The organism is Blautia sp. MSJ-19 (assembly GCF_018918125.1).
Classification (GTDB): Bacteria; Bacillota; Clostridia; order Lachnospirales; family Lachnospiraceae; genus Blautia_A.
In genome coordinates this window covers 76,937-102,205 of record NZ_JAHLQA010000042.1, presented here as the reverse complement: position 1 = coordinate 102,205, position 25,269 = coordinate 76,937, and the positions used below count along the sequence as shown (strand labels likewise).

Here is a 25,269-nt window from a genome sequence, read left to right as displayed (position 1 = left end):
GTACTTTTACTTCTTTACTTTCTGCATTCAGTACAGTGAAACCATTGTTTGCGCTGTCTTTCATGTCTTCTTCTGTTGCAAATAAAGTGAATTTGTCCTTATATGGTGCTCCTGCATACTGGCAGAAGGAACGGCAGTTGCCGCATTCGTTGCACATATAGTCTACATGAAGGATCTGCAGAAGTTCCATCTCCGGTACTTCGATCAGGACATTCGCACGGTTCGGACATACGTCTGCACAGTTTCCGCATACACGTTTGTGTGCTGTGAACTCTTTTTTGTCCGGCGCATCTTTTTTCTTAAGGCAGTCAAGAAGCGGAGATTTCTCTTCTTTTCTCTTTCCTGCTGCTTTCTTTGCGCTCTTCTGGTAATGTGCATCGGCAAGAGAAGCTTCTGCAAGTTTCTTCACTTCTTCTACTTTGACTTTGCCGCATTCTCCAACTTCGCACTCATCTGCTTTCTCTGCAATGCGGGTCATCCATTTGTATCCGCCCGGTTTGAGAAGAACGGTTGCCACTGTGACCGGCCAGATGCCGCAGCCCACGATCTGATCGATATTCTTCTGGTCAGCTCCGCCTGAGAAGGACATTGGAAGCTCACCGTCAAAAGATTCTGCAAGACGTGCTGCCACTGTGATGGAAAGCGGGAACAGTGCCTTACCGGACATATACATCTCCTCACCCGGAAGCTCCTGGCGTTTGATATCTACCGGGAAGGTATTGGTCAGTTTCACACCGAAGGAAAGTCCTTCCTGTGCTGCTGTTTCTTTGAGACGTTTCAGCATCGGAACAGCATCCTCATACTGTAAATCATCCTTGAAATGGAAATCTGTAAATGCCATGTAGTCATATCCCAGATCGTCCATTGCCTTACGGACAAATTCATAACCGAGAAGTGTCGGGTTGCATTTTACATAGGTGTTGATGTGTTTTTCTTTGAGGAGATACATAACAATATTTTCGATCTCCTGCGGAGGACATCCGTGCATGGTAGAAAGTGTGATGGAATTACAGATTTCTGACGGAATTGTCTCAATATCCTCTTTTGTCACATGCTCAAAGAGGTCTGCATGATCGAGAAGCCATGTCTTACATTCTTTGAAAACTTCTGTATCGCGGGCATCTTTGAGCCCTTCGATAAAATCGTCGATCTTCTTATCCTTGATTCCTTCCAGGTTGTAGCCGCAGGACATGTTGAACTGAAATCCGTCCGGGCTTCCAAGTCCGAATTCTTTGGAGATCACGTGAAGTGCCATCCAGCCCTTGATATATTCACCCATCGCCTGTGGAACGTAAAGTTCTGTGGACCATTCGCAGTTATATGCCTCATCCTCTGCCACGATACACGGTTTTGGAATACATGCGGAAAGCTCCGGTCCGTCCATCTTCTGTACTGTCTTTAACTCAAAAAATCTCGCACCTGCATAGTAAGCTGCCACAAGATTCTGTGCAAGCTGTGTGTGCGGACCTGCTGCCGGTCCGACCGGATTCTCAAGTTTTCTTCCAAAAATCTCAACAGTTTTAGAAACATCTGCTACATAAGCCTTCTGAATGCCAAAAATCTGCCCGGTTTTTTTATGTTCTTCCAGAATCCATTCCATAAGCTGTCCAAATGGAATGCTTTTCATAATATCACTCATATTTTATTCCTCCCTGTAAGGTCCAATACAAAAATAGTAATTGTCAGACTTTATCTGTTGATGTCCTCTGCAAGTTCTTTTGCAGCCTGCCGGCAGTCTGCCATAACTTTGGCTTCATCACATACAAGCACTTCTCGATCTTTCATAAGCACTTTTCCGTTACATACCGTTGTCTGTACCATACTTCCGTTTACACCAAACAGAAGATGTCCATTGCAATTAGATGCATCCATCGGTGTCAGCGGATCATAATCAATAACGATCACGTCTGCTGCTGCACCTTCTTTAAGTACGCCGAGTTCCTTCTTAAAGTAACGGTTTGCAATCTTTGCATTTCCCTCAAACAGCATCTGCGGAACTTCGCCCCATGCGGCAGTCGGATCACAGAGATGATGCTTATGGAGAATGTTTGCCACCTTCCAGGATTCCATCATATCGTGTGTATAACCATCGGTTCCAAGTCCTGTCAGAATTCCCTTATGTACCAGTTCCATCGTTGGAGGACATCCGCAGGCATTTCCCATATTGGATTCCGGGTTGTGTACGACCATGGTGTCTGTCTCTTTGATCAGCTCCATCTCATGCTCATTGATATAGATACAATGTCCCAGCAGTGTTTTCGGTCCAAGTATATTCCAGTCATACAGCCGATCTACGATTCGTTTGTTGTGTTCTTTCAGACACTGGTGAAGATCATAGATTCCCTCTGCCACGTGAATATGATATCCAACACCTTCTGGTTTCAGCGCATTACAAAGTTCCATCGTTTCATCTGAAATCGTAAAGGATGCATGCATACCCATCATTGCTGCCAGCATATCGCTGTCATCCTGCTTCGCATGTTTGATGAAGTTTACGTTCTCCATCACGGATTCCCGGGATTTGTCCATGCCGTCTCTGTCTGAGATTTCATAACACAGACAGGTACGGACACCAAGATCCTTCGCAGCTTCCTCGATCGCATTCAGAGAACCTGTGATGTGACCAAAGCTTGCATGATGGTCAAATACCGTTGTCACACCGTTCTTGATCGAATCGATGTAAGTTGCATAAGCAGAAAGCTTCGTCTGCTCCAGAGTCAGATGACGGTCAATGTTCCACCACATACCGTCCAGAATATCCAGGAAGCCTTTCGGATTATATCCGTTGACATTTAACCCTCTCGCAAAAGCACTGTAGATATGTTCATGTGCGTTAATAAAAGCAGGCATAATGATTCCGCCGTGCGCATCTACAAACTCAGCATCAGGATAAGCTCTCTTTATTTCATCAGTTACCCCCACCATTTTAATGGTGTTACCATCCACTGCCACTGCTCCATTTTCAAGAAAAGCATTGGACGCGTCCCGTGTGATCATTCTTCCGTTTCCAATAACTAACATATCGTTCCTCCCTGCCTTGTGAAATTTTTCCAATTGATAGTGGGATTTTTCATAAGTTTTCGGTGTTTTATACTATATAATGTAACATACTTTGCATCGTATTTCAACCTGGTTAGCAATTTCTTTTTGGTATTCAAAAAAATTTTGTAGGCATAAACAAAAAAAGGACGGAACAATCCTCTGCTCCGTCGCTTCGCTCAGTATAGCATAGATTCTGCCATCTGAAAAGTAATTCCTGTTAAAAATATATGCCGGCATTTAACTTAAACCTGTTTATTCGATGTTCTTTCCATCCCTGCTCTCCAGTACCTGCAGTGCCCGTCGGTCCTTTTTCCACAGAACCGGGTCCAGTTCCACCAGATATCCGCATCCATTGCCAACATGCCACTCATAAAATTCTTTCTTCGGATACGCATATGCTTCCATTATATTCATGATCGTACCGCCATGAACGACCAACGCCGCCTCAGAAACATTTTCTCTGATGCAGGCTGTCACTGCCCTCTGGAAGCCTTCCAGATTACGTGCAGCACATTCCTCCTTGCTCTCACCACCCGGGAATGCCAGGATTCCATTGCTGTCGATCCATGCCTGATATCTTGGATCCCCTGAAAGTTCTTTATAATTTTTATTCTCAAAGTCTCCAAAATCACATTCCGCGAGCTGATCAATGATCCGCATCCTCTCTCCTGGAAAAAGAATCTCCGCTGTTTCCTGACAGCGACGGAGCGGACTTACAAAAAGCGTCTGCACATGCGGATAGCTAAATACTTTTAACCGTTCTCTGCCTTCCGGACACAAAGGCTCATCTGTCACTCCGATATATCTCTGATGACGGTTCCCCTCTGTCATCCCATGGCGGATCAGCCAGATTTTAAGCATGTTTGATCACCGTCCCGATTCCGCATACGACTCGTGTCACTTCACAACTGTATGCTGCAAGTTTTGTACAGATCCTTCCTACTGCTTCCCTGTATGCACGGTCAAATGCATCCATCGGCACAACACCGTATCCAACCTCATCCGATACCAGTATCACCTCCGGATTACAGTCGATCAGCCATTCTGCCAGCTCCCTGACATCTTTGCCTTCCTTCATCTCTCTTCGAATGAATGCATGAAAATTAAGGATTCCCTGTGCCTTTCTGACAGCAGCCCAGTCTGCCTCTTCGCCATTGACCCAGTCAATCTTCGGATATTCTTTTTTTGCAAGAGCTGACTTTCCCTGAAACGCTCCACCTATGATCATTTTCATATCTTTTTTCTTATCCTCACACTTTGTATACTACTGTAACAACTGCCACCACCAGCACGATCCATACCTCACAGAGACACAGGAAATATCCCGAAAGATCTCCTGTTGTCCCGCCAAAATATTTCATTGCTTTATGGATATAAAACCAGAATACCAGCAATGCTGTCACAAACGCAGCTATTCCCCACACCGGCTGAATCCAGGCCATAAAAACAGCCAGCAGAATCAGATAGACCACCAGTATATTCCGCACTCTTGTATCCTGTGCTTTGCGGGAAAATTCCGCAACCGTGCCATTTGCATTCGCCTTTGGCAGTGTGATCACGCCAATTCCTGACAGACACCGGGACACCATGCAGCCTGCTGCCAGGATATATAACATTTCGCGGTTGTCCTGTTCTACGATCTGACTCATTCCGCCATACATGGCAAGAAAATAAACACATGCCGTAATGACCGCAAACGCACCTGCATGAGAATCTTTCAGAATCTCCAGGCGTTTTTCCCTGTCTCTCCAGGAACTCAGGGCATCTGAAGTATCCAGCAGCCCATCCACATGAATACCGCCTGTTACAAACACCGGAACCAGCATCAATGCCACTGTGATAAATCCATTACTCATCCCCAAATATCGACAGATCCATTCCACAGCAAGCATTACTGCCCCGACCGCAGCACCGACAAACGGAAAAAAGCAGAGCATATAACGCATATTTTCTTCTGACCAGTCTGCCTGTGGCATCGGAATCTTGGAAAACATGGCAAATGCAATTTTAAAGCTGTTCCACAGGCTTTTCATCATCCCCACTTCCTTCCTGCCCTTCTGGAGCACACTCTTTATGATATATCGGTATCCCGTAAACCACTTCCACAACCTGCTCTGCCATTTCTGCAAGTTCCTGATTGATCTTTCCCAGATATTCCTGATATCGTTCCGTATCTCCCTGATAAGTCGCTGCCTCAGAAAAAATCTCATTCGTCACGATCACCAGATTTCCTGTCTGTTCCTTCAGTTGTCGTACTCCTCTGAGCACGGATGCAACTGTATCCTCATGTGCGCCATCTTCCTGAAACATCTCATTGGCAACAAGATTTGACATGCATTCCAAAAGCACGGTACTGTCCTCAGGCACCTGTACCCTCTCCAGCCTGGTATAACATTCTATCGTTTTAAATCCCTTGCCCTGTCGCATCTTACGATGACGCTGCACCCTTTTTTTGCTTTCTTCATCAAACGGATACATGGTTGCTATGTAAACTCTCTCTTCTCCTCCAAAAGAAACAACACAGTCTTCTGCAAAAGCAGATTTTCCGCTTCCGCTTCCTCCTGTAACAAGAATCATCATTTTTATATAAGCTCCTCATACTGTTCTACATGAATATCATCAAACGTGCTCATGGACTCATATACTGCGATTCCCATATCCAGAAACGGAAACAGAGCAACCGCACCACTTCCCTCTCCCAGGCACATTTCACCATGGATAACCGCGTCCTTGCCAAGTGCTTCCAGTATCAGATGCGCTGCCGGTTCTTTTGAAACATGAGATGCTATCATATACTCTTCCGCCATCGGACAGATTCTCTGTGCAACAAGTGCTGCCACACAGGAAATAAATCCGTCGATCACGACCGGAATGCCATAAGCCGCTCCTCCGAGAAACATTCCTGCCATGCCTGCAATATCAAAGCCACCAACCTTGGAAAGTACATCGATCGCATCCGTCGGGTCCGGCTGATTTAATTCAATGGCTTTTTTGATCGCATGGATTTTTCTGTTCAGGCCATCTCCCGATAACCCGGCTCCTCTCCCGGTCATTTCTTCCACCGGACGGTTCAGAAGTACCGCAGCTACCGCACTGCTTGTAGTAGTATTTCCGATTCCCATCTCACCGGTTGCCAGCAGTCCGTATCCTTCCTCTTTCAGACGGCGGACCATCTCAATGCCCGCTTCCAGTGCCTGTACGGCCTGGTCTCTGGTCATTGCAGGACCCTTGGTCATATTGGCAGTTCCATACGCAACTTTCAGATCTGTAGGAACTTTGGTATCAACCACCATTCCAATATCAACCGGAATGACTTCTGTTCCGCACTGGCGGCTCATAACACAGGCAGAAGTATCTCCGGAAAGAAAATTCTCAGCAACGATCGCAGTCACTTCCTGCCCGGTCTGTGTTACTCCTTCTTCTACAACCCCATTATCCGCACACATTGGCACCAGCGCACGTTTCTTCACCGTCATATCCGGACTTCCGGTGATACCGGCGATCTGAATCACCAGTTTTTCCATTTTTCCGAGTGAATGCAATGGTTTTGCTATACTGTCCCAGCGTTTTGCAGCCGTATCCATCGCTTTTTTGTCCAATGGCTTTATCTGAGCCAGAGTTTCTTCCAGTGTCATCTTATTTCCTCCAGATTTTTTCCTTTATTTTCCTGTCGTAAATACAAAAAACTTGCTGAAAATATAGTTCAGTGCAAGCACGATAAACTGTGTACAGAACTTTCCGACCATACCATTCAGCCCCATTTTTTCAACAAGCAGCCACACTCCGCCAACTTCAATCACCATGGTCAGAAGACGGGCACTGACAAATTTACAAAACGGGCGGATATGATCTGCAAATGTCTCGCATTTGTCCTGAAACACAAATTTTGAATTTACTATGTATGCAAAAAGAATTGCCACAATGATCGATATCACATTTGCAATATTCAGATTTACATGGCAGAGATTCCACAATACATAAAAACACACCAGATTTACCAGCGTGGTGCATCCTCCAAAAAACACATATCTGATCACATCATTGCTATAAAAATACAGGATCAGTTCTTTTATTTTTTTCATCGTATTCTCCCATCAGACATCATGTCTGGTATTTTCGGTCACATCATTCGTTCCACGGACAATCTTAGAAACAATATAACGCGGACGACGTTTGACTTCTTCGTAAATCTTTGCGATATAATATCCAATCACGCCAAGGCTCAACATGATCGCACTGCCAATCAGCAAAAGCAGCAGTATCGTAGTTGTATACCCTTCAATCGCGCGCCCCCGGAAATACTGCACCAGCGAATAAATGATCATGATCAGAGAACAGCCGAAACAGATTCCTCCACCTACAGTCACAAACTGCAGCGGTGCTGTCGTAAATGCCACAATATTAGTGAATGCATATTTCACTAACGACCAGGTCGACCACTTGGATTCTCCGGCCTCGCGCTCATGCACCTCAAATTCTACCGAAGTTGTCCTGAATCCAACCCATGAAGAAGTCGCACGGAAAAACATATTTCTCTCCGGCATGGAAAGAATACTGTCCACCACTTTGCGATCCATCATTTTAAAATCTGATGCATTCTGCATATCCACTTTTGTCGCTTTGGACATAATGCCATAAAAGAAGCCGGCACTTTCCTTATGGAGAAAGCTTTCTTTTCCACGACTCTTTTTGACTCCCTCAATGACTTCGTATCCCTCTTTCCATTTCTCATACATTTCAAGCAATGTCTCTGCCGGATGCTGCAGATCACAGTCCATAACCGCTACCACATCACCAGAAGCCTGTGCCAGTCCGGCAAAAACAGCCGCCTCTTTTCCAAAATTTCTGGAAAAATGCACCCCAAGAATATTAGGATCCTTTTCACCTGCTTTTAAAATCTCATTCCATGTTTGGTCTCTGGAACCATCGTTCACAAGAACCAGTTCATAGGATATTCCGGCTCCGGTCAGCACTTCGTGAAGTACTCTGCAGGTCTTGCCAACCATCAATTCTTCATTATATGCCGGAAGTACGACTGATAGTGTACTCATCCTTTTTTATTTCCTCTTTTCTTTCTGAAAATTAACACGACACCAATGTAGCACAACAGTCCTACACAAGTCAAGCAAAGGCCTGTATACAAATATGGTGTGTGATAAGTAATCCGGATCGTATGCTTGCCCTTCGGCAATTCCAGTGCCATATACATTGTATTCGCCTGCTTTAATTCCGTCTCTTTTCCATCTACATAAGCGCTAAATCCAGTACTGTATGGAAGCGCGATCACCAGTGCTTTTTTCTTTGACAGGGTGATTTCTCCCATCAGTTCGTGGTCTTTGATCACTACCTTCTCCAGTTTTTCCTGTGCAAGCCTTTCTGTCTGACTGTCTACTTCTGTCATTGGCTGGCAGACTACTTTCAGGCTATCCCAGGAATACACTCCTGTATTTTCAAAGGTCAATGTCACCGAATTCTTTCCCATTTTGCTGTAACCTGTATTACACAGGAAATCATGCTTTCCACTGTATGCATTATAACGATCCGTAAAAATACTGATTTTTTTGTTCAAAAAGTTCCCAGAAACACTGACATACGCTTTCTGACTTTCTTTCCAGTAACGCCAGCTGCTGTTTTCATGCAGAAGCTGGTTTTGTTCATACAGCGTCATATTTTCCCACTTTTTGTCACTGACCATCTCCCGCGGTGAAAGCGCATCATAATCCATTCCCTCGGTGATCAGATAAGTTTCACTATTGTTTTCTCCGTCAAACACCAGCCTGACCTGTGCATTTTCTTTGGTAACGATCAGCTTTCCATCTTTTTCCCGGCATCCCTGTCCTGTAATGATCTTGTACGGAACTTCACGGTCATTGAATTTCACCTCGGTCTCTGGAAGTGTACTTTCCTCCAGCACAACTCCCTGGAGAAGCGCCTGCTGTTTTTCGATTGCAGACATTTTTTCATATTTTTCCCGTGAAATACAGGTATCGTATGTATAGCCAAACGGAAGCGTCTGCTGACAGGTATATGCCCGATATGTTTTTCCATTTTTTTCCGCTTCACCAGCCAGTTTGTTATAACCATAAGGCAGATATTCCTCTTCTCCTGCCCGAACCACAAAATATTTCACAGCTGCCAGTCTGTCCAGAATTGTCCGTCCATCCAGATTTTCATAATGCTGTTCCCACGGAGTGTTCAGATAAATCTCATCAAAGAAGTTTCCGATACTCGCACTTGCCACACTGAAATAATAAGCCGTGCTGTTCGTTCCTGTCTGCATAGAAGAATTTTCACAGGAATTTGCTCCCATCTGATCATAACGATACAGCGAAGCATCCTCTGTATCCAGTACTGCCAGATCGGTTCCTGTTTCCAGTTTATCCAGTGCCTCCCCCTGATCAGAAAATTCTGACAGATAATCCTTTTCATAGGAATACTGGTAATAAATGTTAAACAGAATCCCCGCAACCAGAAATCCGGATACCATGATCGTCAGATTTCTTCTTCTCACAAAAAGAGAGCCGAAAGAAAGAACTGTAAACGTAGCGGCAACCAGAAAGATCACTGCCATCATATTTCTCTGTGTACGTGCAGCATCCGGAAGCAGAGCCAGTCCACAATAAACAAGGAGCATAACGAAGACTGTTCTTTTTTCTTTCAGTGTTAACGTAAACAATTCCGGATATATTTTTACAAAGATGTACGCGATCAGCATCCCATATGCCCAGATCCAGCGATTTGATACATAAGAGAATCCATTCAGCACATGTCCTGCATATGGCAGAAGCAGAAAAAGATTCACCATCACAAAGCCGGCCTTCAGAGTTCTGTATTTCTTTCTTTTTGCAAATAATACAAATACTCCTGTCAGAGAAACTGCAGTAAATCCCGCAACTCCCCACTGGATCATGTTTTCTCCGATCAGACATCCCAGATATTTTTCGTAGTAAACTTTATCATATAATAACGGAACATAGTTTTCGGCTTTAAACCGGTCTGTTCCAAAAACCGGTAAGATCACCGGCAGAAGAATCACGGCAGCGATCAGAACTGCGATCACAGAATACACTGCAAAAACGGCAATCCATCTTGCGATATTTTTTACAGATCTGTCCGCAAATTCTTCAAAATATCGAAAAACCGCATACAGAATCATAAAGATTCCAAGCATATAAAAGAAATAAAAATTTGACAGTCCTGCAAAAGCAACCGACCAGATAAAAATATATGGTTTTTCTTTTTTGTATATTTTATCAATTCCCATGAGAATAAATGGCAAATAGATCATCGGATTTGAAAAATACGGATGTTTCATTGCCGCATAAATAGTCCATCCTGCAAAGATATAGATCATGGTTCCCATAAAAACTGCCTGTTTGGAATTTTTATGGTAAAAACTGTATCTGCTGAATGCAATTCCTGCCAGATAAATTCTCAGAAAGATCAGTATCTCATACAACAGTTCTGTCTGTGCCGGTTTAAAAAAAACAGAAAGAAGTGTCAGAGGATCCCCAATGACATAGTAATGCAGCGTAGTCAAAATATCCGATCCATATCCAATATTCAGATCCCACATCGGAATGGATATTCTGTGTTCTACAAATAACGTATGAAGGATTCCCCTGAGATATTTTCCATAATATGCCAGAGAATTCAGATGCTGTGGTATTCCATCATGACTCCACACCAGAGATTTTCCGTTCAGATAAAATCTCATATACAGAAAAAGGGCTATTCCTGCAAAAGCAAGTGTATAAAAGAGATAAAAGTCTGCATTTTTCCAGTTGCTGTGTTTTTCTTTATTTTTTATTTTACTCATGCTGTTCCTGTCCTTTTATTTAAAGAAAAAGCCGCGGTACATAAAGTACCGCGGCCAATGATTCTGAATTATTCTTCTTCGCCGTACATAGCTACGAGTTTATTCAGATATGCATATCTAGCTTTTGCTTCAGATTCGTTCTTAGCAAACAGTCTTGCTGCTTTTTCAGGATTCTGACGCTGTAAGGAGTTGTAACGAACCTCACCATTCAGGAAGTCCATGTAGTTCTCCATATCCGGTGTCTTGGAATCCAGAGCAAACTTCTTGTCTGCTGCCGGGTTGAAGCGGAAGTTGTGCCAGTATCCGCACTTAACTGCCAGTTCTTCTTCTGTCTGAGCTTTTGCCATACCTTTCTTGATACCATGGTTGATACATGGAGCGTATGCAATGATCAGAGACGGTCCCGGATAAGCTTCTGCTTCAGCGATTGCTTTAACAGTCTGGTTGAAGTCAGCACCCATAGAGATCTGTGCTACGTATACATAGCCATAGCTCATTGCGATGGAAGCCATATCTTTCTTCTTGGTTTCTTTACCGCCAGCTGCGAACTGAGCGATTGCACCTGTTGGTGTAGATTTAGAGGACTGTCCACCTGTGTTGGAGTAAACCTCTGTATCGAATACCATAACGTTGATGTCACGTCCGCTTGCGAGAACATGGTCAACACCACCGAATCCGATATCGTAAGCCCATCCGTCACCACCGAAGATCCACTGGGATTTCTTGGACAGATAGTCTTTCTGAGCAAGGATTTCTTTTGCTGCGTCACATCCGCAAGCTTCCAGAGCTGCGATCAGTTTGTCTGTTGCTGCACCGTTTGTTGCGCCAACTGCAAATGTATCCAGCCATTCCTGACCTGCTTCTTTAACTGCTTCGTCTTTTCCTTCTGCTACAACAGCTTCAACTTTTGCTTTGAGGCCATCACGGATAGCTCTCTGAGCAAGAAGCATACCATAACCAAACTCAGCGTTATCTTCGAACAGTGAGTTAGCCCATGCCGGACCCTGTCCCTTAGCGTTGGTTGTGTATGGTGTAGACGGTGAAGAGTTACCCCAGATAGAGGAGCATCCTGTAGCATTTGCAATGTACATTCTGTCACCGAACAGCTGTGTGATCAGTTTAGCGTAAGGTGTTTCACCACAACCTGCACATGCTCCGGAGAACTCAAGCAGAGGCTGTTTGAACTGGCTTCCCTTAACTGTTGTTTCTTTGAATTTAGCAACAACATCTTCTTTGATCGGAAGTTCTCTTCCGTAATCGAAGAATTTCTGAAGTCCTGCGTTTGCTTCCATGTTTTCCATAGCAAGGGCTTTTGCACCTTTCTTGCCTGGGCAGACATTTGCACAGGAACCACATCCTGTACAGTCATAAGCTGATACAGTCATGGTGAATTTGTAATCTTTCATACCTGTCATCGGAAGAGTAGCCATTCCTTCTGGAGCGTTAGCTGCTTCTTCTTCTGTCAGTGCTACCGGACGGATTGCTGCGTGTGGGCAGACATATGCACAACGGTTACACTGGATACAGTTTTCTGGCTGCCATACCGGTACGTTTACTGCGATACCACGTTTTTCGTATGCAGCTGTTCCGGATGGTGTAGTACCATCAACATATTCTGTAAATGCAGATACAGGAAGTGTGTTACCTTCCTGTGCATTGATCTTGCACTGGATGTTGTTTACGAAGTCCTGAGCTTCCTGAGCGCCGTGAGTTGCATGAGCCATGAAGAGACCTTCATCTTCTGCATCTTTCCAGCTTTCCGGAACTTTAACTTCTACAACCTGTTTTGCACCGGCATCGATAGCTGCCCAGTTCTTCTGAACAACGTCGTCACCTTTACGTCCGTAAGTAGCTTTAGCAGCTGCTTTCATCAGTTCGATTGCCTGCTCTTCCGGAATGATTCCTGTAAGTTTGAAGAATGCAGACTGAAGGATTGTGTTGATACGTGTTGGTCCCATGCCAGTTTCAATACCGATCTTCACACCGTCGATGGTGTAGAATTTGATATTGTGGTTAGCGATGAATGCTTTTACCTGTCCCGGGAGATGTTTTTCAAGACCTTCCATATCCCATGCACAGTTAAGAAGGAATGTACCACCATCAACAAGTTCCTGAACCATGTTGTACTTATTTACATAAGACGGATTATGACATGCAACAAAGTTTGCTTTGTGGATCAGGTATGTAGATTTAATCGGTTTCTTACCGAAACGAAGGTGAGACATTGTAACACCACCGGACTTCTTGGAGTCATAATCAAAATAAGCCTGTGCGTACATGTCTGTGTTGTCACCGATGATCTTGATGGAGTTCTTGTTAGCGCCTACAGTACCGTCAGCTCCAAGACCCCAGAACTTGCAGTTTGTAGTTCCTTCTGGTGTTGTAACAAGCGGAGCGCCTGTTTCCAGAGAAAGATGTGTAACATCATCGTTGATACCGATTGTGAATTTTTCTTTTGTTGTGTTCTCATATACTGCAACGATCTGTGCCGGTGTAGTATCTTTGGAGCCAAGTCCGTAACGTCCTGTAAAGATCTTGACATCTTTGAACTTGCTGTCCTTTAATGCAGCAACAACGTCAAGGTACAGAGGCTCGCCAAGTGCTCCTGGCTCTTTTGTTCTGTCAAGAACGCTGATCTGTTTAACAGTTTCCGGAATAGCATCGATCAGTGCCTGTGCGCAGAATGGTCTGTAAAGACGAACTTTAACAACACCTACTTTTTTGCCTGCTGCTGCAAGGTAATCGATTGTTTCTTCGATTGTATCGTTTACGGAACCCATAGCGATGATGATGTGTTCAGCATCCTCTGCTCCGTAGTAGTTGAACAGTTTGTAGTCTGTTCCGATCTTTTCATTTACTTTGTCCATGTATTCCTGAACTACTGCCGGAAGAGCATCGTAGAACGGGTTACATGCTTCTCTTGCCTGGAAGAAGATATCCGGGTTCTGTGCAGAACCTCTCTGACATGGGTGGTTCGGATTCAGGGCATGATCACGGAATGCCTGGATAGCTTCCATATCTGCCATATCTTTCAGATCTTCATAGTCCCATGTTTCGATCTTCTGGATTTCGTGAGATGTACGGAATCCATCGAAGAAGTTGATGAACGGAACTTTGCCTTTGATTGCTGCAAGGTGAGCAACCGGTGTCAGGTCCATAACTTCCTGTACGGATGATTCGCAGAGCATTGCGCATCCGGTCTGACGACAGGCCATAACGTCGGAATGATCTCCGAAAATGGAAAGTGCGTGAGAAGCAAGTGCACGAGCGGATACGTTGATAACGCCCGGAAGCTGCTCACCAGCGATTTTGTAAAGGTTCGGGATCATCAGAAGAAGACCCTGGGATGCAGTATAAGTAGTTGTCAGAGCACCTGCTGCCAGAGATCCGTGTACTGCACCTGCAGCACCTGCTTCAGACTGCATCTCTGTAACCTGTACTTCCTGTCCAAAGATGTTCTTTCTTCCCTGAGTTGCCCACTCATCTGTTGCTTCCGCCATAACAGATGAAGGAGTGATCGGGTAGATAGCAGCTACATCTGAGTATGCATAAGAAGCATGAGCGGCTGCATGGTTACCATCCATGGTTTTCATCTTTCTTGCCATAGTTTGTTTTCCTCCTTAAAGGTATGATGAAAAGTTTAATTTATTTCAGACCACTATACGGGTCTAAAAGTCCATTGGTTATTATAGCATAGACAATCCCGAATGTCCAATCGGGATTCCTCATTTTCTGTATCTATTTACATACAAAAAAGTTAGACATTTATAAGTTTTGCAAGGGACTGGCTCTTCAGCATCCGGCCCAGTTCCCTCTGAATCTCACAGAGTTCACGATGCACCAAACAGGCATCCTCACCCGCACCGTTTCTGGCGCAGTCATACCCCGGTTCCAGACAATCAATAATGAACAATTCAGGATCGATCGTCGTATAGACATCATAAAGTGTCACCTTGTCCAGATCACAGTTCAGCGAATATCCTCCATGGACTCCTCGGTATCCTCTGACAAGTCCCGACTTCTGAAGCTTTTTCAGAATCTTATACGCAAAAGGTGCTGTGATCAGTTCTTTTTCACAGATTTCATTCACACTGACTCTCTTTTCTCCAGCCATCGCACGCAGTACGCGCACAGCATAATCACATTCTCTGGTTATCAACATATCTCGATTCCCCTTGTTTCTCCTGATTCCTCTTCCTGCTGTTTGTGCACAGCCGACTAACTATTTTAAATTATAGCAACTCCTATAGGTAAATTCAACGTTTTTGTGATTTAAGGCTTGCAAAATCTCTACTTTACTGTAAAATGGGAATGAACGGCAAAAATAAGCCACTTAACATTTACTGATCGAAACCATAATTCGAAACCATAACGAAGAAAAGAGGTACCTTATGATTTCAGCAAATAATATCACATTACGTGTTGGCAAAAAAGCTCTTTTTGAGGATGTCAACATCAAATTTACCGAAGGCAACTGCTACGGTCTGATCGGAGCAAACGGTGCCGGTAAATCTACTTTCCTGAAAATCCTGTCCGGACAGCTCGAACCAACCAACGGTGATATCGTGATCACTCCTGGCCAGAGACTTTCTTTCCTGCAGCAGGATCATTTCAAATATGATGCATTCAATGTACTGGATACCGTTATCATGGGTAATGCCAGACTGTATGAGATCATGAAAGAAAAAGAAGCCATCTATGCAAAAGAAGATTTCACTGATGAGGACGGCATCCGTGCCAGCGAACTTGAAGGTGAATTCGCAGAAATGAACGGATGGGAAGCAGAGTCTGACGCTGCAACTCTTCTGAACGGACTTGGTATTGAAACAGAACTTCACTATACACAGATGGCTGACCTTACCGGTAGTCAGAAAGTCAAAGTCCTGCTTGCTCAGGCGCTGTTCGGCAACCCGGACATCCTTCTCCTTGACGAGCCTACCAACCATCTGGATCTCCCGGCAATCGAATGGCTGGAAGAATTCCTGATCAACTTCGACAACACTGTCATCGTTGTCTCTCATGACCGTTACTTTCTGAACAAAGTCTGCACTCATACAGCCGACATCGACTACGGCAAGATCCAGCTGTATGCCGGAAACTACGATTTCTGGTTTGAGTCCAGTCAGCTCCTTATCAAACAGATGAAGGAAGCCAACAAAAAGAAAGAAGAAAAGATCAAGGAACTGCAGGAATTTATTTCCCGATTCAGCGCCAATGCATCCAAATCCAAACAGGCCACTTCCCGTAAGCGTGCCCTCGAGAAGATCCAGCTTGATGATATGCGTCCTTCCAGCCGTAAATACCCATACATCGATTTCCGTCCAAACCGTGAGATCGGCAACGAAGTACTTATGGTCGAAAACCTTTCCAAGACCATCGACGGCGTAAAAGTTCTGGACAACATCAGTTTCACACTTGGTCATGATGACAAGGTAGCTTTCGTTGGTGCCAACGAGCAGGCAATCACCACTTTCTTCCGTATCCTTACAGGAGAACTGGAACCGGATGAAGGGACCTACAAATGGGGCGTTACCACTTCTCAGGCTTACTTCCCGAAGGACAACACGCAGGAATTTGATAACGATCTGACGATCACCGACTGGCTGACACAGTACTCCGAGATCAAAGATGCCACTTATGTACGTGGATTCCTCGGAAGGATGCTTTTCCCTGGTGAAGACGGTGTCAAAAAAGTACGTGTCCTTTCCGGTGGAGAAAAAGTACGCTGTCTGTTATCCAAAATGATGATCTCCGGCGCAAACATTCTGATTCTGGATGAGCCTACCAACCATCTGGATATGGAATCCATCACCGCACTGAACAACGGACTGATCAAATTCCCGGGAGTCATCCTTTTCACCTCACACGACCATCAGTTTGTACAGACCACAGCCAACCGTATCATGGAAATCCTTCCGGACGGCAAACTGATCGACAAGATCACAACTTATGACGAATATCTGGCAAGCGATGAAATGGCGAAGAAACGTCATGTCTTCCAGGTTAACGAAGAAGACGCTGCAGATAACTAAAATTATTTCAGATAGCAAAAACTCCTGGTTTCTGTTGAGATTCCAGGAGTTTTCTTTATGTTCTGCTGCAATTATTTCATTGTGATATCTTCCAGTTTGCCATTTGTCACTTTGAGCAGATCTTTCAGTGGAACTTTCAGCGTCAGTCCAATACGTCCGCCACTGACATAAATTTCTTCGAACTCACCTGCCGACGCATCAAACACGACCGGATAGGCTTTCTTCATGCCAAGCGGACTACAGCCACCTCTTACATAACCTGTAATCTTCAGGATGTCTTTCACATGGATCATATCAACTGCTTTTTCCCCAACTGCCTTAGCTGCCGCCTTGCGGTCCACTTCTTTTTCGATCGGTACCACAAACACATAATACCCACCGCTCTTTCCTTCCATAACCAGCGTCTTAAAAGACTGTGCGTATGGTGCGCCGATCAGGTCCGCACTGTGCAGTCCGTCAATAAACTCATCACACTCATACGGAAATGCCTCATATTTTACTTTTTGTCTGTCCAGCATTCTCATTGCATTGGTTTTTGCTTCTTTTGCCATGTTGTCCCTCTTTCCTGCCTTTTGCCCGGCATCTCTATTTCTTTTTCTTCCGTTTCTTACGTGTGTCATCACGGCGGGAGATTTTTTTCCAGAGTTCTTCTCCTTCGCGATCATCTTCTTCCATCATTTCCCGCAGGACTTCCTCATCCAGTTCATCTTCATCGATCATCACCGGTTCTTCGTATGTATCTTCTTCCGGTATATAAGAATCTTCATAATCAAAAGATCCAAGCGGAAGATCTATCTCTTTCTGTCTGCTCTTCCTCGGGCGATACGGAATGGTTTTCTCTGACTCTGGTGCCACATCATCCATTCTGTTCTTTCGAGTTTTATTTTTTTCAATCCTGAAATCCACCGGCTGCTCTCTCCTGGAATTCTTTCCAGAATCTTTTTTCCTCGGTGATGTTCCTGTCGACAATGTGGTCTTCTGTTTCCGCACCTGTGTTTTTGTCTTTTTTGTTTCTTTCTGTGCTTTTCTGTCTGCTTTCTGTGGCATATAATCACGAAAATCTATATAATCCGAACTTTCTTCTGCATCACCATGAATATCCTCATCGTCATACTCCTCATCCTCTTCCGTTTTATGACGATTTGTCGCAAACTGTACCAGCATTCCAAGCAGTGCAAAGCCTACGCTCATCCCTGCACCATACGGAATATCTGCAAGCCCGCCAAGCTTTGCAGCCGAAAAACCTGCCATCGCGCCACCAAGGAGACTGGTCCCCACGATCAGGACCTCTCTTGCCTGCCTCATGGCAAGCACACCAAGTCCGACTCCCAACAGCAGGCAGAAGAAAAATACCAGTGAAGTTGTCGGATGAAAAACATAGATTCCAAGCCCGATTCCGATTCCTGCTCCAAGAATAAAAATACCAATCTTATAGCTCACAAAAGCAACGATTGCGACAACTGCACCGATTCCCACCATAATCGCAGCATACATATATGTTTCGGTGATTCCACTGGAATACGCGACGCCGAATCCCACACCAGCTCCGATCGCGAATCCGCAAAGCATCATCCAGAACCTCAGAAGACGATATCCCAAAATACAGTTTACCGCGCCAAAAACAAACAGCACTGCAAATCCGATCATAGACACACTCGAAATTGCTGATACCGACCGGGTATTCTCGATCATACTCATTATCTGCTGCAAAATATCTGTCATAACTGTTCTCCTTCATTTAAAACATAAAATACATGGTCTTCAGATTATCCAGAACTCCATAATGATACTCTACCGCATTTTTTCCATACAGTTCCAGATAATATCCTGCCACGTTCTGTATATATTCCTCTTTGATCCACTGTTGATAAGCACTTTCAAAATCGTCCTGTGACTGGAATTTAAACCGTACCACTGCTGCTCCATTGTCCAGTCTCATACAACAGAAACGATAAATCTCCTGTGGATCATAGGAAGCAAAGCATGCCTGATTCATCACATAAAAATTATAATCACATGCAGTGCACTCCGGTACCGGAAACTCTTCTGATGCAGCATACACCTGTTCATATTCATCCGGAAACGGACACAGGTAATCATAAATGATCGTCTTATGTTCTGCAAGTTGTACCGCATCTCCCTCCAGGAAACTTGGCTGATCCCCATTTGTCGCATCTACATAATAATACTTTCCGTCAATCTGTACAATATCCCATGCATGTCCGTCATCGCTTCCCTCTGCACTTCCTTCCACATAAATACAGGGAATATCCAGTTCTTCCAGCAAATACTGTACTGCCCGTGCATATCCTGCACATACTGCTTTCTTTTTCCAGAAAATACCCGCGATATTCTGGTCATCCTCTGACGCTTCATACTCTGCCGTATCGATCAGATATGTATATACTGTTTTTACCGTCTCATACGTATCGGCTCCTTCCGGAATCTGTTTCCTTACTTCCTCCAGTGCTTCCTGCATCGCCTTCGTGATTTCTTCTACCTCTTCATCCGAATACGTATAGCCAGGCGAAAATCTGCAATATTGTGCATCCTGATAAGAAGTTGTGTAGACTTCCTGACGATTATGGACCCAAAACAATTCCGCATGATCCCGCAACAATGCATGATATGCTTTCCCGATCAGAGCCTCATCCGAAGAGGTAAGGTAAAAAGCATCCCGTCTGTTCCGGATACCTTCCAGCATTTCCCGATAGATCCGTTTTTCTTCTCCCTCCAGAAAACCGAAATAGTATTCCTGATGTCCTTCATCCGCCTCCTGAATTTCTTCCTGGCGAAGTTCTGTGACTTCGCCTGGCTCCTTTGGAAGCTGTTTTACCCACATAATAGCGCCAGCCACCAGTAAAACTGTCAGCAAAAGAAAGATTTTCCAGACGGATTTTCTTTTTCTCTTCATCTGCTGCTCCTTTCAGATCACCTGTTTTTATCTGCTGTCATGCAGAATGTCTGTTACAAAAAGCCCGAACGACTCTCCTCTGAATCGTCCGGGTCTCTTATTCTAACCTCTGCTTTTATGTCAACGTTCGCTCACAGCGGTCAGTCTTCAAATGTAACCTCAATGTCGCTGTTATCCGGCATCTGCGGGAAAATTGCCGGCATCTGGTCAGATACGAAAAGATTCTGTTCCAAAATGCCCTGAAGTGTATCTGTCATCTCCACACTTCCGAATACAGACGCTTTTTTCTCGGAATTCTTTTTATTTTCTGAATCAGTAAAAACATCCAGTTCATCCTCAGTTGTTTTGTCCTCTCCGTCTCCGACTGCCTCTGCGGTTTCTGTCGTTGCAAAATCTGCTGCTTCTGTAACTGTCGCTTCTGCATCATCCTCTTCCGTATCTACAAAAGAAATATCTACATCGATGACATCCTCTGCATCTTCCGTTGTGGAATCCTCTGTATTTGCTGTATCTTCTGCAGCACTTACAGTATTTTCAGGTTTCTCAACATCAGCCTCGTCCTGACTGTCTGCTGCATTGTCTGTCTCTGTTATAACAGTTGTATCCTCTGATGCATCTACTGTCAGAGTATTATCTATTTTTTCTTCTGTAGCCGGTGTCAATGTCGGAGTTTCTGTCTCTGCCGTCGCATTGCTTGTATTTTCGCCTTCTTTTTCCATCTCCGCAACTTCTGCCTGCGTCGGATAGAAGGATGGCTGACGGATATAACGGAAACTTGCCCCATAGGCTTCTCCTACCGTCACACCATTTTTGCTGGAAGAGCAATGTACTGCGATCCAGTCTCCCGCATCCGTCTTTCCGCAGATAATGCCAACATGGTTATTACTTCCTGCTTCTGGTCCATTCTGGAAAACAAGATCGCCAGGCTGTGCATCCTGTTCACTGACTACATTGGCATTTTCCCACTGTTCAGAAGTTCCGTCTCCAACGGAACCCTCCATGCCCTGATTCAGATATCCATTAATCACAGACCATGTAACAAATCCACTGCAATCCAGACCATACGCACGCACCGTTCCGCTGCTCGGACTTCCTTCTGCAGAAACTTTTTCTGCGGATCCCCAACTCGCATTTTTGCCAATCTGATTAGATTTTCCACCCCAGAAATAGCCGACTTCACCTACCAGTGAATACGCTGCCGTAATAACATTTACACGTTCCTCAGACACATCGTCTCCAACACTCTGGCGTACAAATCCTTTGGCATCCGTAACGATCGCGCAGAGAAGTTTACAATCTGTCTCTACGTATTTTTTGAGTACACTTCTGTCCTCCTGTGCAATGTTATTCTTTTTGATGTAATAATTGATGTGATAATTTCCATAGGAAACATGTGTAATATTTTCTTTATCACGTACTACCGGGTTCATCTCTGCAAAAATCTTCGCAAGATCATCTTTACAGGATGCATCCAATGTAAACTCACTTACACCCTTCTGACTCTGTTCATACACATATACAGAAAGGATATCCTGCCAGTTGCGCACAAGCAGGGAATCCGCAGATGTCGTCAGACCATTTTCACTGCTGTCACTGGTATCTGTAAGTTTATTCTTGGCTTTATATTCTGCCTCAATCTGATCCATCACAGACGCAAAATCATCCGAAAAAGTAAGCTGATAATTTCCCTTCAGGCTGTCCAGGTAGAATTCCTTACCGGCATGAAGATTGGAAACATAATAGACCGGCGTTCCAACTACTCCTGTGTCTGTTGTATTTTTGTCTCCATCTGTAAACTCATCTTTTTTGTCTGTGTCTTCTTTTTGTTTCTGCTCAAGTTCTGCAATCTTTTTCTCAAATCCGGTAAGAAGCTCATAATTTGTCACCAGCGCTTTTTGTTCCGCCGGAAGGCTCTCGTACTCTGCACGAAGCTCTTTGACTCTTGCAGCATGATCTACTGTAAGGGTCTCATCTGCAAGCGCATTGATCTTTGCAATCAGTGCCTTAACTGCTTCTGATGCAGTCAGAGCCGGTGTCACAGTCGGTGTCGCGGTAGGCTCCGGTGTTGCAGTAGGCTCCGGTGTTGGTGTATCCGGAGTTGTGGTAGGCTCCGGTGCAGTTGTCGGTTCCGGAGTTGGCGTATCCGGGGTCGTGGTAGGCTCCGGTGCAGTTGTCGGTTCCGGTGCCGGTGTATCCGGGGTAGGTGCAGTCGTCGGTTCTGGTGCTGGTGTTTCCGGTGCAGCAGTAGGCTCCGGTGCCGGTGTGCTCTCGCTGACAGCACTTTCCCCGCTGCTTCCATCATCAAAATCACTAACTGTCGCGGTATCATCCTCTGCCGCAAGTACAGACAGCGGACTGGACAAAACCATCGCAGATAATATCGTAATACATAAACTTCTGGTCAGATATTTGTTCTTCATTCTGGTAAACTGCTCCCTTCTTTCAAGAACATATCTTTATTCCCCTATAAAGGTATGTTTCTCACTACTAACTTACTCACACAATAACTGCGGTCATTTTATCATATAGTTCTCCAAAAATCAACCGCCGGAGCTTATACCCCGGCGGTTTTTGGATAAAATTCACATTTTTTTCATATTTTATACTGCCATAACATGTTCTGCCGTATTGGCCTTTCCACATAACTGAAACAACCCCTGAAATACCTGATAACATACACTGAGAATATAGCGGATATCATCATCAATATTTCTTTTTCGGTTCAGATATCTTCTGTGATGTTCTTTAATATATTCCAACAACTGATTGGATGTCTCAAAATGAATCTGATTGACGGCATACTCATCGGCTTTACCCGCCAGAACAAACGCTTTCAACTCATTCTTGAGATACTTTTCGTATGTATTATGCTGGCGAAGGGTACCCTCAAAAGTCTTATTATGCGGGAATGTAAAATAATCTGCAATATAATGCATCACTTCCCCCGCACGTCTCCAGAATACTCTGTCATTGTATTCCGCTCCTGAGCGGACAAGTCGTCTGATCTTCCCCTGTACATCCTCAAAAGTCCCGAAATATTCATGTCGCCTGGTTACAAAAGAAGGCTGTATGTCCGGAAGGATATTTCCCAGACAAAATGCTTTTCTGTGTGACTGTAAACTTTCATTGGCTGGCATCTGGTCTGCCAGATATCTTGCTAATAATATATGTGATTTCTTTCGCAAAATAGACACTTCTTTCTTTACATGAAAACTGTTTACCGTAACCAACATATACTATAGCAGATTCATCTCTGTTTTTCAAATAAAGTTTTTATAAAATATTTATTTTTTGATTATTTCTGTTGTTTTGCGCGAATGCCAAGTGCCATACCATACTGCGCGGCATGACGTTTTTCCACCAGTGCTTTGGGATATCCAATCACACCATGGTTTTCATAAGGATCATTAAAGTAATATTTTTCTTCATCATATCCCACCAGAAGCATGCAGTGCTCATTGGAAATCCAGCAGAAAGTTTCTCCTGTGTCCAGTAATCTCCACTCCGGTCCCCGGATTTCTTCTCTCATATTGATACATGCCCAGAACACTACCGGCATCCCCTGATCAATATAACGCTCCAGAAGGATTGAAATCGCAGTTCCCGTCTCATCAATAAACAGATACTGTTCTCCTGCCGCCCTGGTAAGAGCCTTCTGAAGTCCGCGCGCATAAATCCCAAAAGAATCCGCATCATAAGGACTTCCGCAGAAGAATTTGTTCGGATCCGGTCCATACAGATGCCCATCCCGTATCTCCATAGCACGGCATTCCAGATAATCATGAATAAATTCATCTACCGTGAGCTCATATCCCAGATACTGCAAAAGCATTACAGCAGAAACACTCTCACAGCCAGTGGGATATTTCACGCTCTGATCAATATAAGGGACCTGAATTTTATGCACGATCTCCTACTCCTTCTTTTCCTTCACTCATCTTCCTGATCACAGTCAGTGTGACAAGCAGCAGAATCAGGCTGATGCCAAGAACCAGCCACCAGATATGTACAAATCCGGCAATGATATATCCCACAAAAGAAACCACTGCTACAACCGCTGCATACTGCATCTGTGTAGTGACATGGTTGATATGGTTTGACTGTGCTCCTGCCGAAGACATAACTGTTGTATCCGAGATCGGAGAAATATGATCTCCGCATACTGCCCCTGCCAGAACTGCTGATACAGAAATGATCATCATTTCAAGATTATCCGATCCCGGAAACATTGCGATCGCGATCGGTACAAGAATTGCAAAAGTTCCCCAGCTGGTTCCTGTTGAAAATGAAAGAAAGATTGCTACAACAAACAGAATTGCCGGAAGGATCACACTTGCAGATGTATTGCTTCCCACAATGTTTTTTACAAATGTACTGATTTCCAGTGCATCTCCCATTCCTTTCAGTGACCATGCAAAGATCAGGATTGCAATTGCCGGAATCATCATCTTGAATCCCTCTACAAAGCTGTCCATAAATCCCTTAAACGTAACAACTTTTCTCGGAAGATAAAGAATCATCATAAAGAATACGGTAACCATTGTAGCAAAGATCAGGCTGGTCTCTGCATCACAGCCGGAAAATGCTGTCACAATATCGCTTGCACCACCCAGAAAACCGGTATAGATCATCGCTCCGATTGCCGATACGATCAGCACTACAACAGGGAGAACCAGATCCATTACTTTGCCGTTTGCTGAAATCTCTTCTTCTTTTACCTGGTCAAATTCTTCTCCTCCTGAAGTAAAAAGATCTCCCCTTGCAGCATTCTTTTCATGAACTTTCATCAATCCAAAATCAAACCCTGTTATAATCACAAATATCACCATCACCAGAGTCAGAAGTGCATACAGATTATACGGAATCGTTGATAAAAACAGCTGAAATCCCGTAATTCCCGCATCATCCGGCACATAAGAGTTTACTGCTGCTGCCCAACTTGAAATAGGTGCGATAATACACACCGGAGCTGCCGTTGCATCAATGATATATGCCAGTTTTGCTCTGGACACTTTATAACGGTCTGTAACCGGCCTCATAACCGAGCCAACAGTCAGACAGTTAAAATAGTCATCCACAAAGATCAGAATTCCCAATCCCGTTGTTGCCAGCATGGCACTTTTTTTTGTTTTGATCTTGCTGCCCGCCCATTTGCCATAAGCAGCCGAACCGCCGGATTTTGACATCAGTACGATGATCATTCCCAGCAACACATCAAAAATCAGAATATTCAGATTCATACTGTTTTTCATAATATCAAAGAATGCAACAAACGCATTCCATGGATGAAAGCCCGTATACAGCAGAGCTCCCGCAGCCACTCCGATAAAAAGCGAACTGTAAACTTCCTTTGTTACCAGTGCCAGCACGATTGCCAGCAACGGTGGCACCAGTGACCACCATGTTCCAATAAACATTGAACCATCCATTTGCTTTCCCCCGCATTTATTTTTTATGATTAT

General features: G+C 44.3%; 19 protein-coding genes and 1 pseudogene. 1 reads left to right on the top strand and 19 read right to left on the bottom strand.

The genetic code is table 11. The annotated features are described in order from the left end of the window. Positions 1 to 244: 244 nt before the first annotated feature. The 12 genes and pseudogenes from KQI91_RS14265 to KQI91_RS14210 form a co-directional block, all read right to left on the bottom strand. A pseudogene (locus KQI91_RS14265) lies at positions 245 to 1,639 on the bottom strand (selenate reductase); the annotation flags it as partial. A 50-nt stretch (positions 1,640 to 1,689) separates the two neighbouring features. Further along, positions 1,690 to 3,021: a putative aminohydrolase SsnA gene (gene ssnA / locus KQI91_RS14260; protein WP_216393428.1), complete on the bottom strand. Its 1,332-nt coding sequence runs from the start codon at positions 3,019 to 3,021 to the stop codon at positions 1,690 to 1,692. 273 nt (positions 3,022 to 3,294) lie between these two features. Beyond that, positions 3,295 to 3,903 (bottom strand): histidine phosphatase family protein, encoded by a 609-nt coding sequence (locus KQI91_RS14255; RefSeq protein WP_216393427.1) that lies wholly within the window; start codon positions 3,901 to 3,903, stop codon positions 3,295 to 3,297. Continuing rightward, positions 3,896 to 4,276, bottom strand: a complete 381-nt coding sequence (locus tag KQI91_RS14250) for a bifunctional adenosylcobinamide kinase/adenosylcobinamide-phosphate guanylyltransferase (protein ID WP_216393426.1) — start codon at positions 4,274 to 4,276, stop codon at positions 3,896 to 3,898. Before KQI91_RS14250 ends, KQI91_RS14255 begins: the two co-directional genes overlap by 8 nt. Positions 4,277 to 4,292: 16 nt before the next feature. Further along, positions 4,293 to 5,078 (bottom strand): adenosylcobinamide-GDP ribazoletransferase, encoded by a 786-nt coding sequence (gene cobS, locus KQI91_RS14245; RefSeq protein WP_330654584.1) that lies wholly within the window; start codon positions 5,076 to 5,078, stop codon positions 4,293 to 4,295. Beyond that, complete coding sequence (locus KQI91_RS14240; RefSeq protein ID WP_216393425.1) at positions 5,050 to 5,622, bottom strand: bifunctional adenosylcobinamide kinase/adenosylcobinamide-phosphate guanylyltransferase; 573 nt, start codon at positions 5,620 to 5,622, stop codon at positions 5,050 to 5,052. Before KQI91_RS14240 ends, cobS begins: the two co-directional genes overlap by 29 nt. 2 nt (positions 5,623 to 5,624) lie before the next feature. Then, positions 5,625 to 6,677, bottom strand: coding sequence for a nicotinate-nucleotide--dimethylbenzimidazole phosphoribosyltransferase (gene cobT / locus KQI91_RS14235; RefSeq protein WP_216393424.1), 1,053 nt, complete (start codon positions 6,675 to 6,677; stop codon positions 5,625 to 5,627). A 24-nt stretch (positions 6,678 to 6,701) separates the two neighbouring features. Beyond that, positions 6,702 to 7,124, bottom strand: coding sequence for a GtrA family protein (locus tag KQI91_RS14230; protein WP_216393423.1), 423 nt, complete (start codon positions 7,122 to 7,124; stop codon positions 6,702 to 6,704). A gap of 12 nt (positions 7,125 to 7,136) precedes the next feature. Then, positions 7,137 to 8,093 (bottom strand): glycosyltransferase family 2 protein, encoded by a 957-nt coding sequence (locus KQI91_RS14225; RefSeq protein WP_216393422.1) that lies wholly within the window; start codon positions 8,091 to 8,093, stop codon positions 7,137 to 7,139. Beyond that, complete coding sequence (locus KQI91_RS14220) at positions 8,090 to 10,861, bottom strand: YfhO family protein (protein WP_216393421.1); 2,772 nt, start codon at positions 10,859 to 10,861, stop codon at positions 8,090 to 8,092. Before KQI91_RS14220 ends, KQI91_RS14225 begins: the two co-directional genes overlap by 4 nt. A 68-nt stretch (positions 10,862 to 10,929) precedes the next feature. Further along, complete coding sequence (nifJ, locus tag KQI91_RS14215; protein ID WP_216393420.1) at positions 10,930 to 14,466, bottom strand: pyruvate:ferredoxin (flavodoxin) oxidoreductase; 3,537 nt, start codon at positions 14,464 to 14,466, stop codon at positions 10,930 to 10,932. A gap of 152 nt (positions 14,467 to 14,618) precedes the next feature. Next, complete coding sequence (locus KQI91_RS14210) at positions 14,619 to 15,023, bottom strand: RrF2 family transcriptional regulator (RefSeq protein ID WP_216393419.1); 405 nt, start codon at positions 15,021 to 15,023, stop codon at positions 14,619 to 14,621. Positions 15,024 to 15,252: 229 nt separating this feature from the next. Here KQI91_RS14210 and KQI91_RS14205 point away from each other — a divergent pair, with 229 nt between their 5' ends. After that, complete coding sequence (locus tag KQI91_RS14205; protein ID WP_216393418.1) at positions 15,253 to 16,893, top strand: ABC-F family ATP-binding cassette domain-containing protein; 1,641 nt, start codon at positions 15,253 to 15,255, stop codon at positions 16,891 to 16,893. A gap of 71 nt (positions 16,894 to 16,964) precedes the next feature. Here KQI91_RS14205 and ybaK read toward each other — a convergent pair whose 3' ends face one another. The 7 genes from ybaK to KQI91_RS14170 form a co-directional block, all read right to left on the bottom strand. Next, the gene (gene ybaK / locus KQI91_RS14200) at positions 16,965 to 17,444 is read right to left on the bottom strand and encodes a Cys-tRNA(Pro) deacylase (RefSeq protein WP_216393417.1); all 480 of its coding nucleotides are present in this window, start codon (positions 17,442 to 17,444) and stop codon (positions 16,965 to 16,967) included. Between the two features lie 34 nt (positions 17,445 to 17,478). Further along, the gene (locus tag KQI91_RS14195; RefSeq protein ID WP_216393416.1) at positions 17,479 to 18,615 is read right to left on the bottom strand and encodes a TM7S3/TM198-like domain-containing protein; all 1,137 of its coding nucleotides are present in this window, start codon (positions 18,613 to 18,615) and stop codon (positions 17,479 to 17,481) included. Positions 18,616 to 18,631: 16 nt separating this feature from the next. Further along, positions 18,632 to 19,807, bottom strand: coding sequence for a transglutaminase domain-containing protein (locus tag KQI91_RS14190; protein ID WP_216393415.1), 1,176 nt, complete (start codon positions 19,805 to 19,807; stop codon positions 18,632 to 18,634). 140 nt (positions 19,808 to 19,947) lie between these two features. Beyond that, a complete protein-coding gene (locus KQI91_RS14185; protein WP_253288622.1) occupies positions 19,948 to 22,227 on the bottom strand; it encodes a C40 family peptidase in 2,280 nt (759 codons plus the stop codon). 180 nt (positions 22,228 to 22,407) lie between these two features. Further along, positions 22,408 to 23,001: a zinc dependent phospholipase C family protein gene (locus tag KQI91_RS14180; protein ID WP_334300699.1), complete on the bottom strand. Its 594-nt coding sequence runs from the start codon at positions 22,999 to 23,001 to the stop codon at positions 22,408 to 22,410. A gap of 101 nt (positions 23,002 to 23,102) precedes the next feature. Beyond that, on the bottom strand, positions 23,103 to 23,714 hold the full coding sequence (locus KQI91_RS14175; protein WP_330654583.1) for a C39 family peptidase: 612 nt from the start codon (positions 23,712 to 23,714) through the stop codon (positions 23,103 to 23,105). Next, complete coding sequence (locus tag KQI91_RS14170) at positions 23,707 to 25,236, bottom strand: Na+/H+ antiporter NhaC family protein (RefSeq protein WP_216393414.1); 1,530 nt, start codon at positions 25,234 to 25,236, stop codon at positions 23,707 to 23,709. Before KQI91_RS14170 ends, KQI91_RS14175 begins: the two co-directional genes overlap by 8 nt. Positions 25,237 to 25,269 lie beyond the last annotated feature (33 nt).

What these genes read in the sequence shown, in the direction of transcription:
- KQI91_RS14230 (WP_216393423.1), bottom strand. Translation starts at nt 7,124, where the DNA reads ATGAAAAAAATAAAAGAACTGATCCTGTATTTTTATAGCAATGATGTG.
- ssnA (WP_216393428.1), bottom strand. Translation starts at nt 3,021, where the DNA reads ATGTTAGTTATTGGAAACGGAAGAATGATCACACGGGACGCGTCCAAT.
- KQI91_RS14190 (WP_216393415.1), bottom strand. Translation starts at nt 19,807, where the DNA reads ATGAAGAGAAAAAGAAAATCCGTCTGGAAAATCTTTCTTTTGCTGACA.
- KQI91_RS14185 (WP_253288622.1), bottom strand. Translation starts at nt 22,227, where the DNA reads ATGAAGAACAAATATCTGACCAGAAGTTTATGTATTACGATATTATCT.
- cobT (WP_216393424.1), bottom strand. Translation starts at nt 6,677, where the DNA reads ATGACACTGGAAGAAACTCTGGCTCAGATAAAGCCATTGGACAAAAAA.
- cobS (WP_330654584.1), bottom strand. Translation starts at nt 5,078, where the DNA reads ATGATGAAAAGCCTGTGGAACAGCTTTAAAATTGCATTTGCCATGTTT.
- KQI91_RS14225 (WP_216393422.1), bottom strand. Translation starts at nt 8,093, where the DNA reads ATGAGTACACTATCAGTCGTACTTCCGGCATATAATGAAGAATTGATG.
- KQI91_RS14250 (WP_216393426.1), bottom strand. Translation starts at nt 4,276, where the DNA reads ATGAAAATGATCATAGGTGGAGCGTTTCAGGGAAAGTCAGCTCTTGCA.
- KQI91_RS14170 (WP_216393414.1), bottom strand. Translation starts at nt 25,236, where the DNA reads ATGGATGGTTCAATGTTTATTGGAACATGGTGGTCACTGGTGCCACCG.
- KQI91_RS14240 (WP_216393425.1), bottom strand. Translation starts at nt 5,622, where the DNA reads ATGATGATTCTTGTTACAGGAGGAAGCGGAAGCGGAAAATCTGCTTTT.
- KQI91_RS14255 (WP_216393427.1), bottom strand. Translation starts at nt 3,903, where the DNA reads ATGCTTAAAATCTGGCTGATCCGCCATGGGATGACAGAGGGGAACCGT.
- ybaK (WP_216393417.1), bottom strand. Translation starts at nt 17,444, where the DNA reads ATGGCAAAAGAAGCAAAAACCAATGCAATGAGAATGCTGGACAGACAA.
- KQI91_RS14195 (WP_216393416.1), bottom strand. Translation starts at nt 18,615, where the DNA reads ATGACAGATATTTTGCAGCAGATAATGAGTATGATCGAGAATACCCGG.
- KQI91_RS14210 (WP_216393419.1), bottom strand. Translation starts at nt 15,023, where the DNA reads ATGTTGATAACCAGAGAATGTGATTATGCTGTGCGCGTACTGCGTGCG.
- KQI91_RS14205 (WP_216393418.1), top strand. Translation starts at nt 15,253, where the DNA reads ATGATTTCAGCAAATAATATCACATTACGTGTTGGCAAAAAAGCTCTT.
- nifJ (WP_216393420.1), bottom strand. Translation starts at nt 14,466, where the DNA reads ATGGCAAGAAAGATGAAAACCATGGATGGTAACCATGCAGCCGCTCAT.
- KQI91_RS14220 (WP_216393421.1), bottom strand. Translation starts at nt 10,861, where the DNA reads ATGAGTAAAATAAAAAATAAAGAAAAACACAGCAACTGGAAAAATGCA.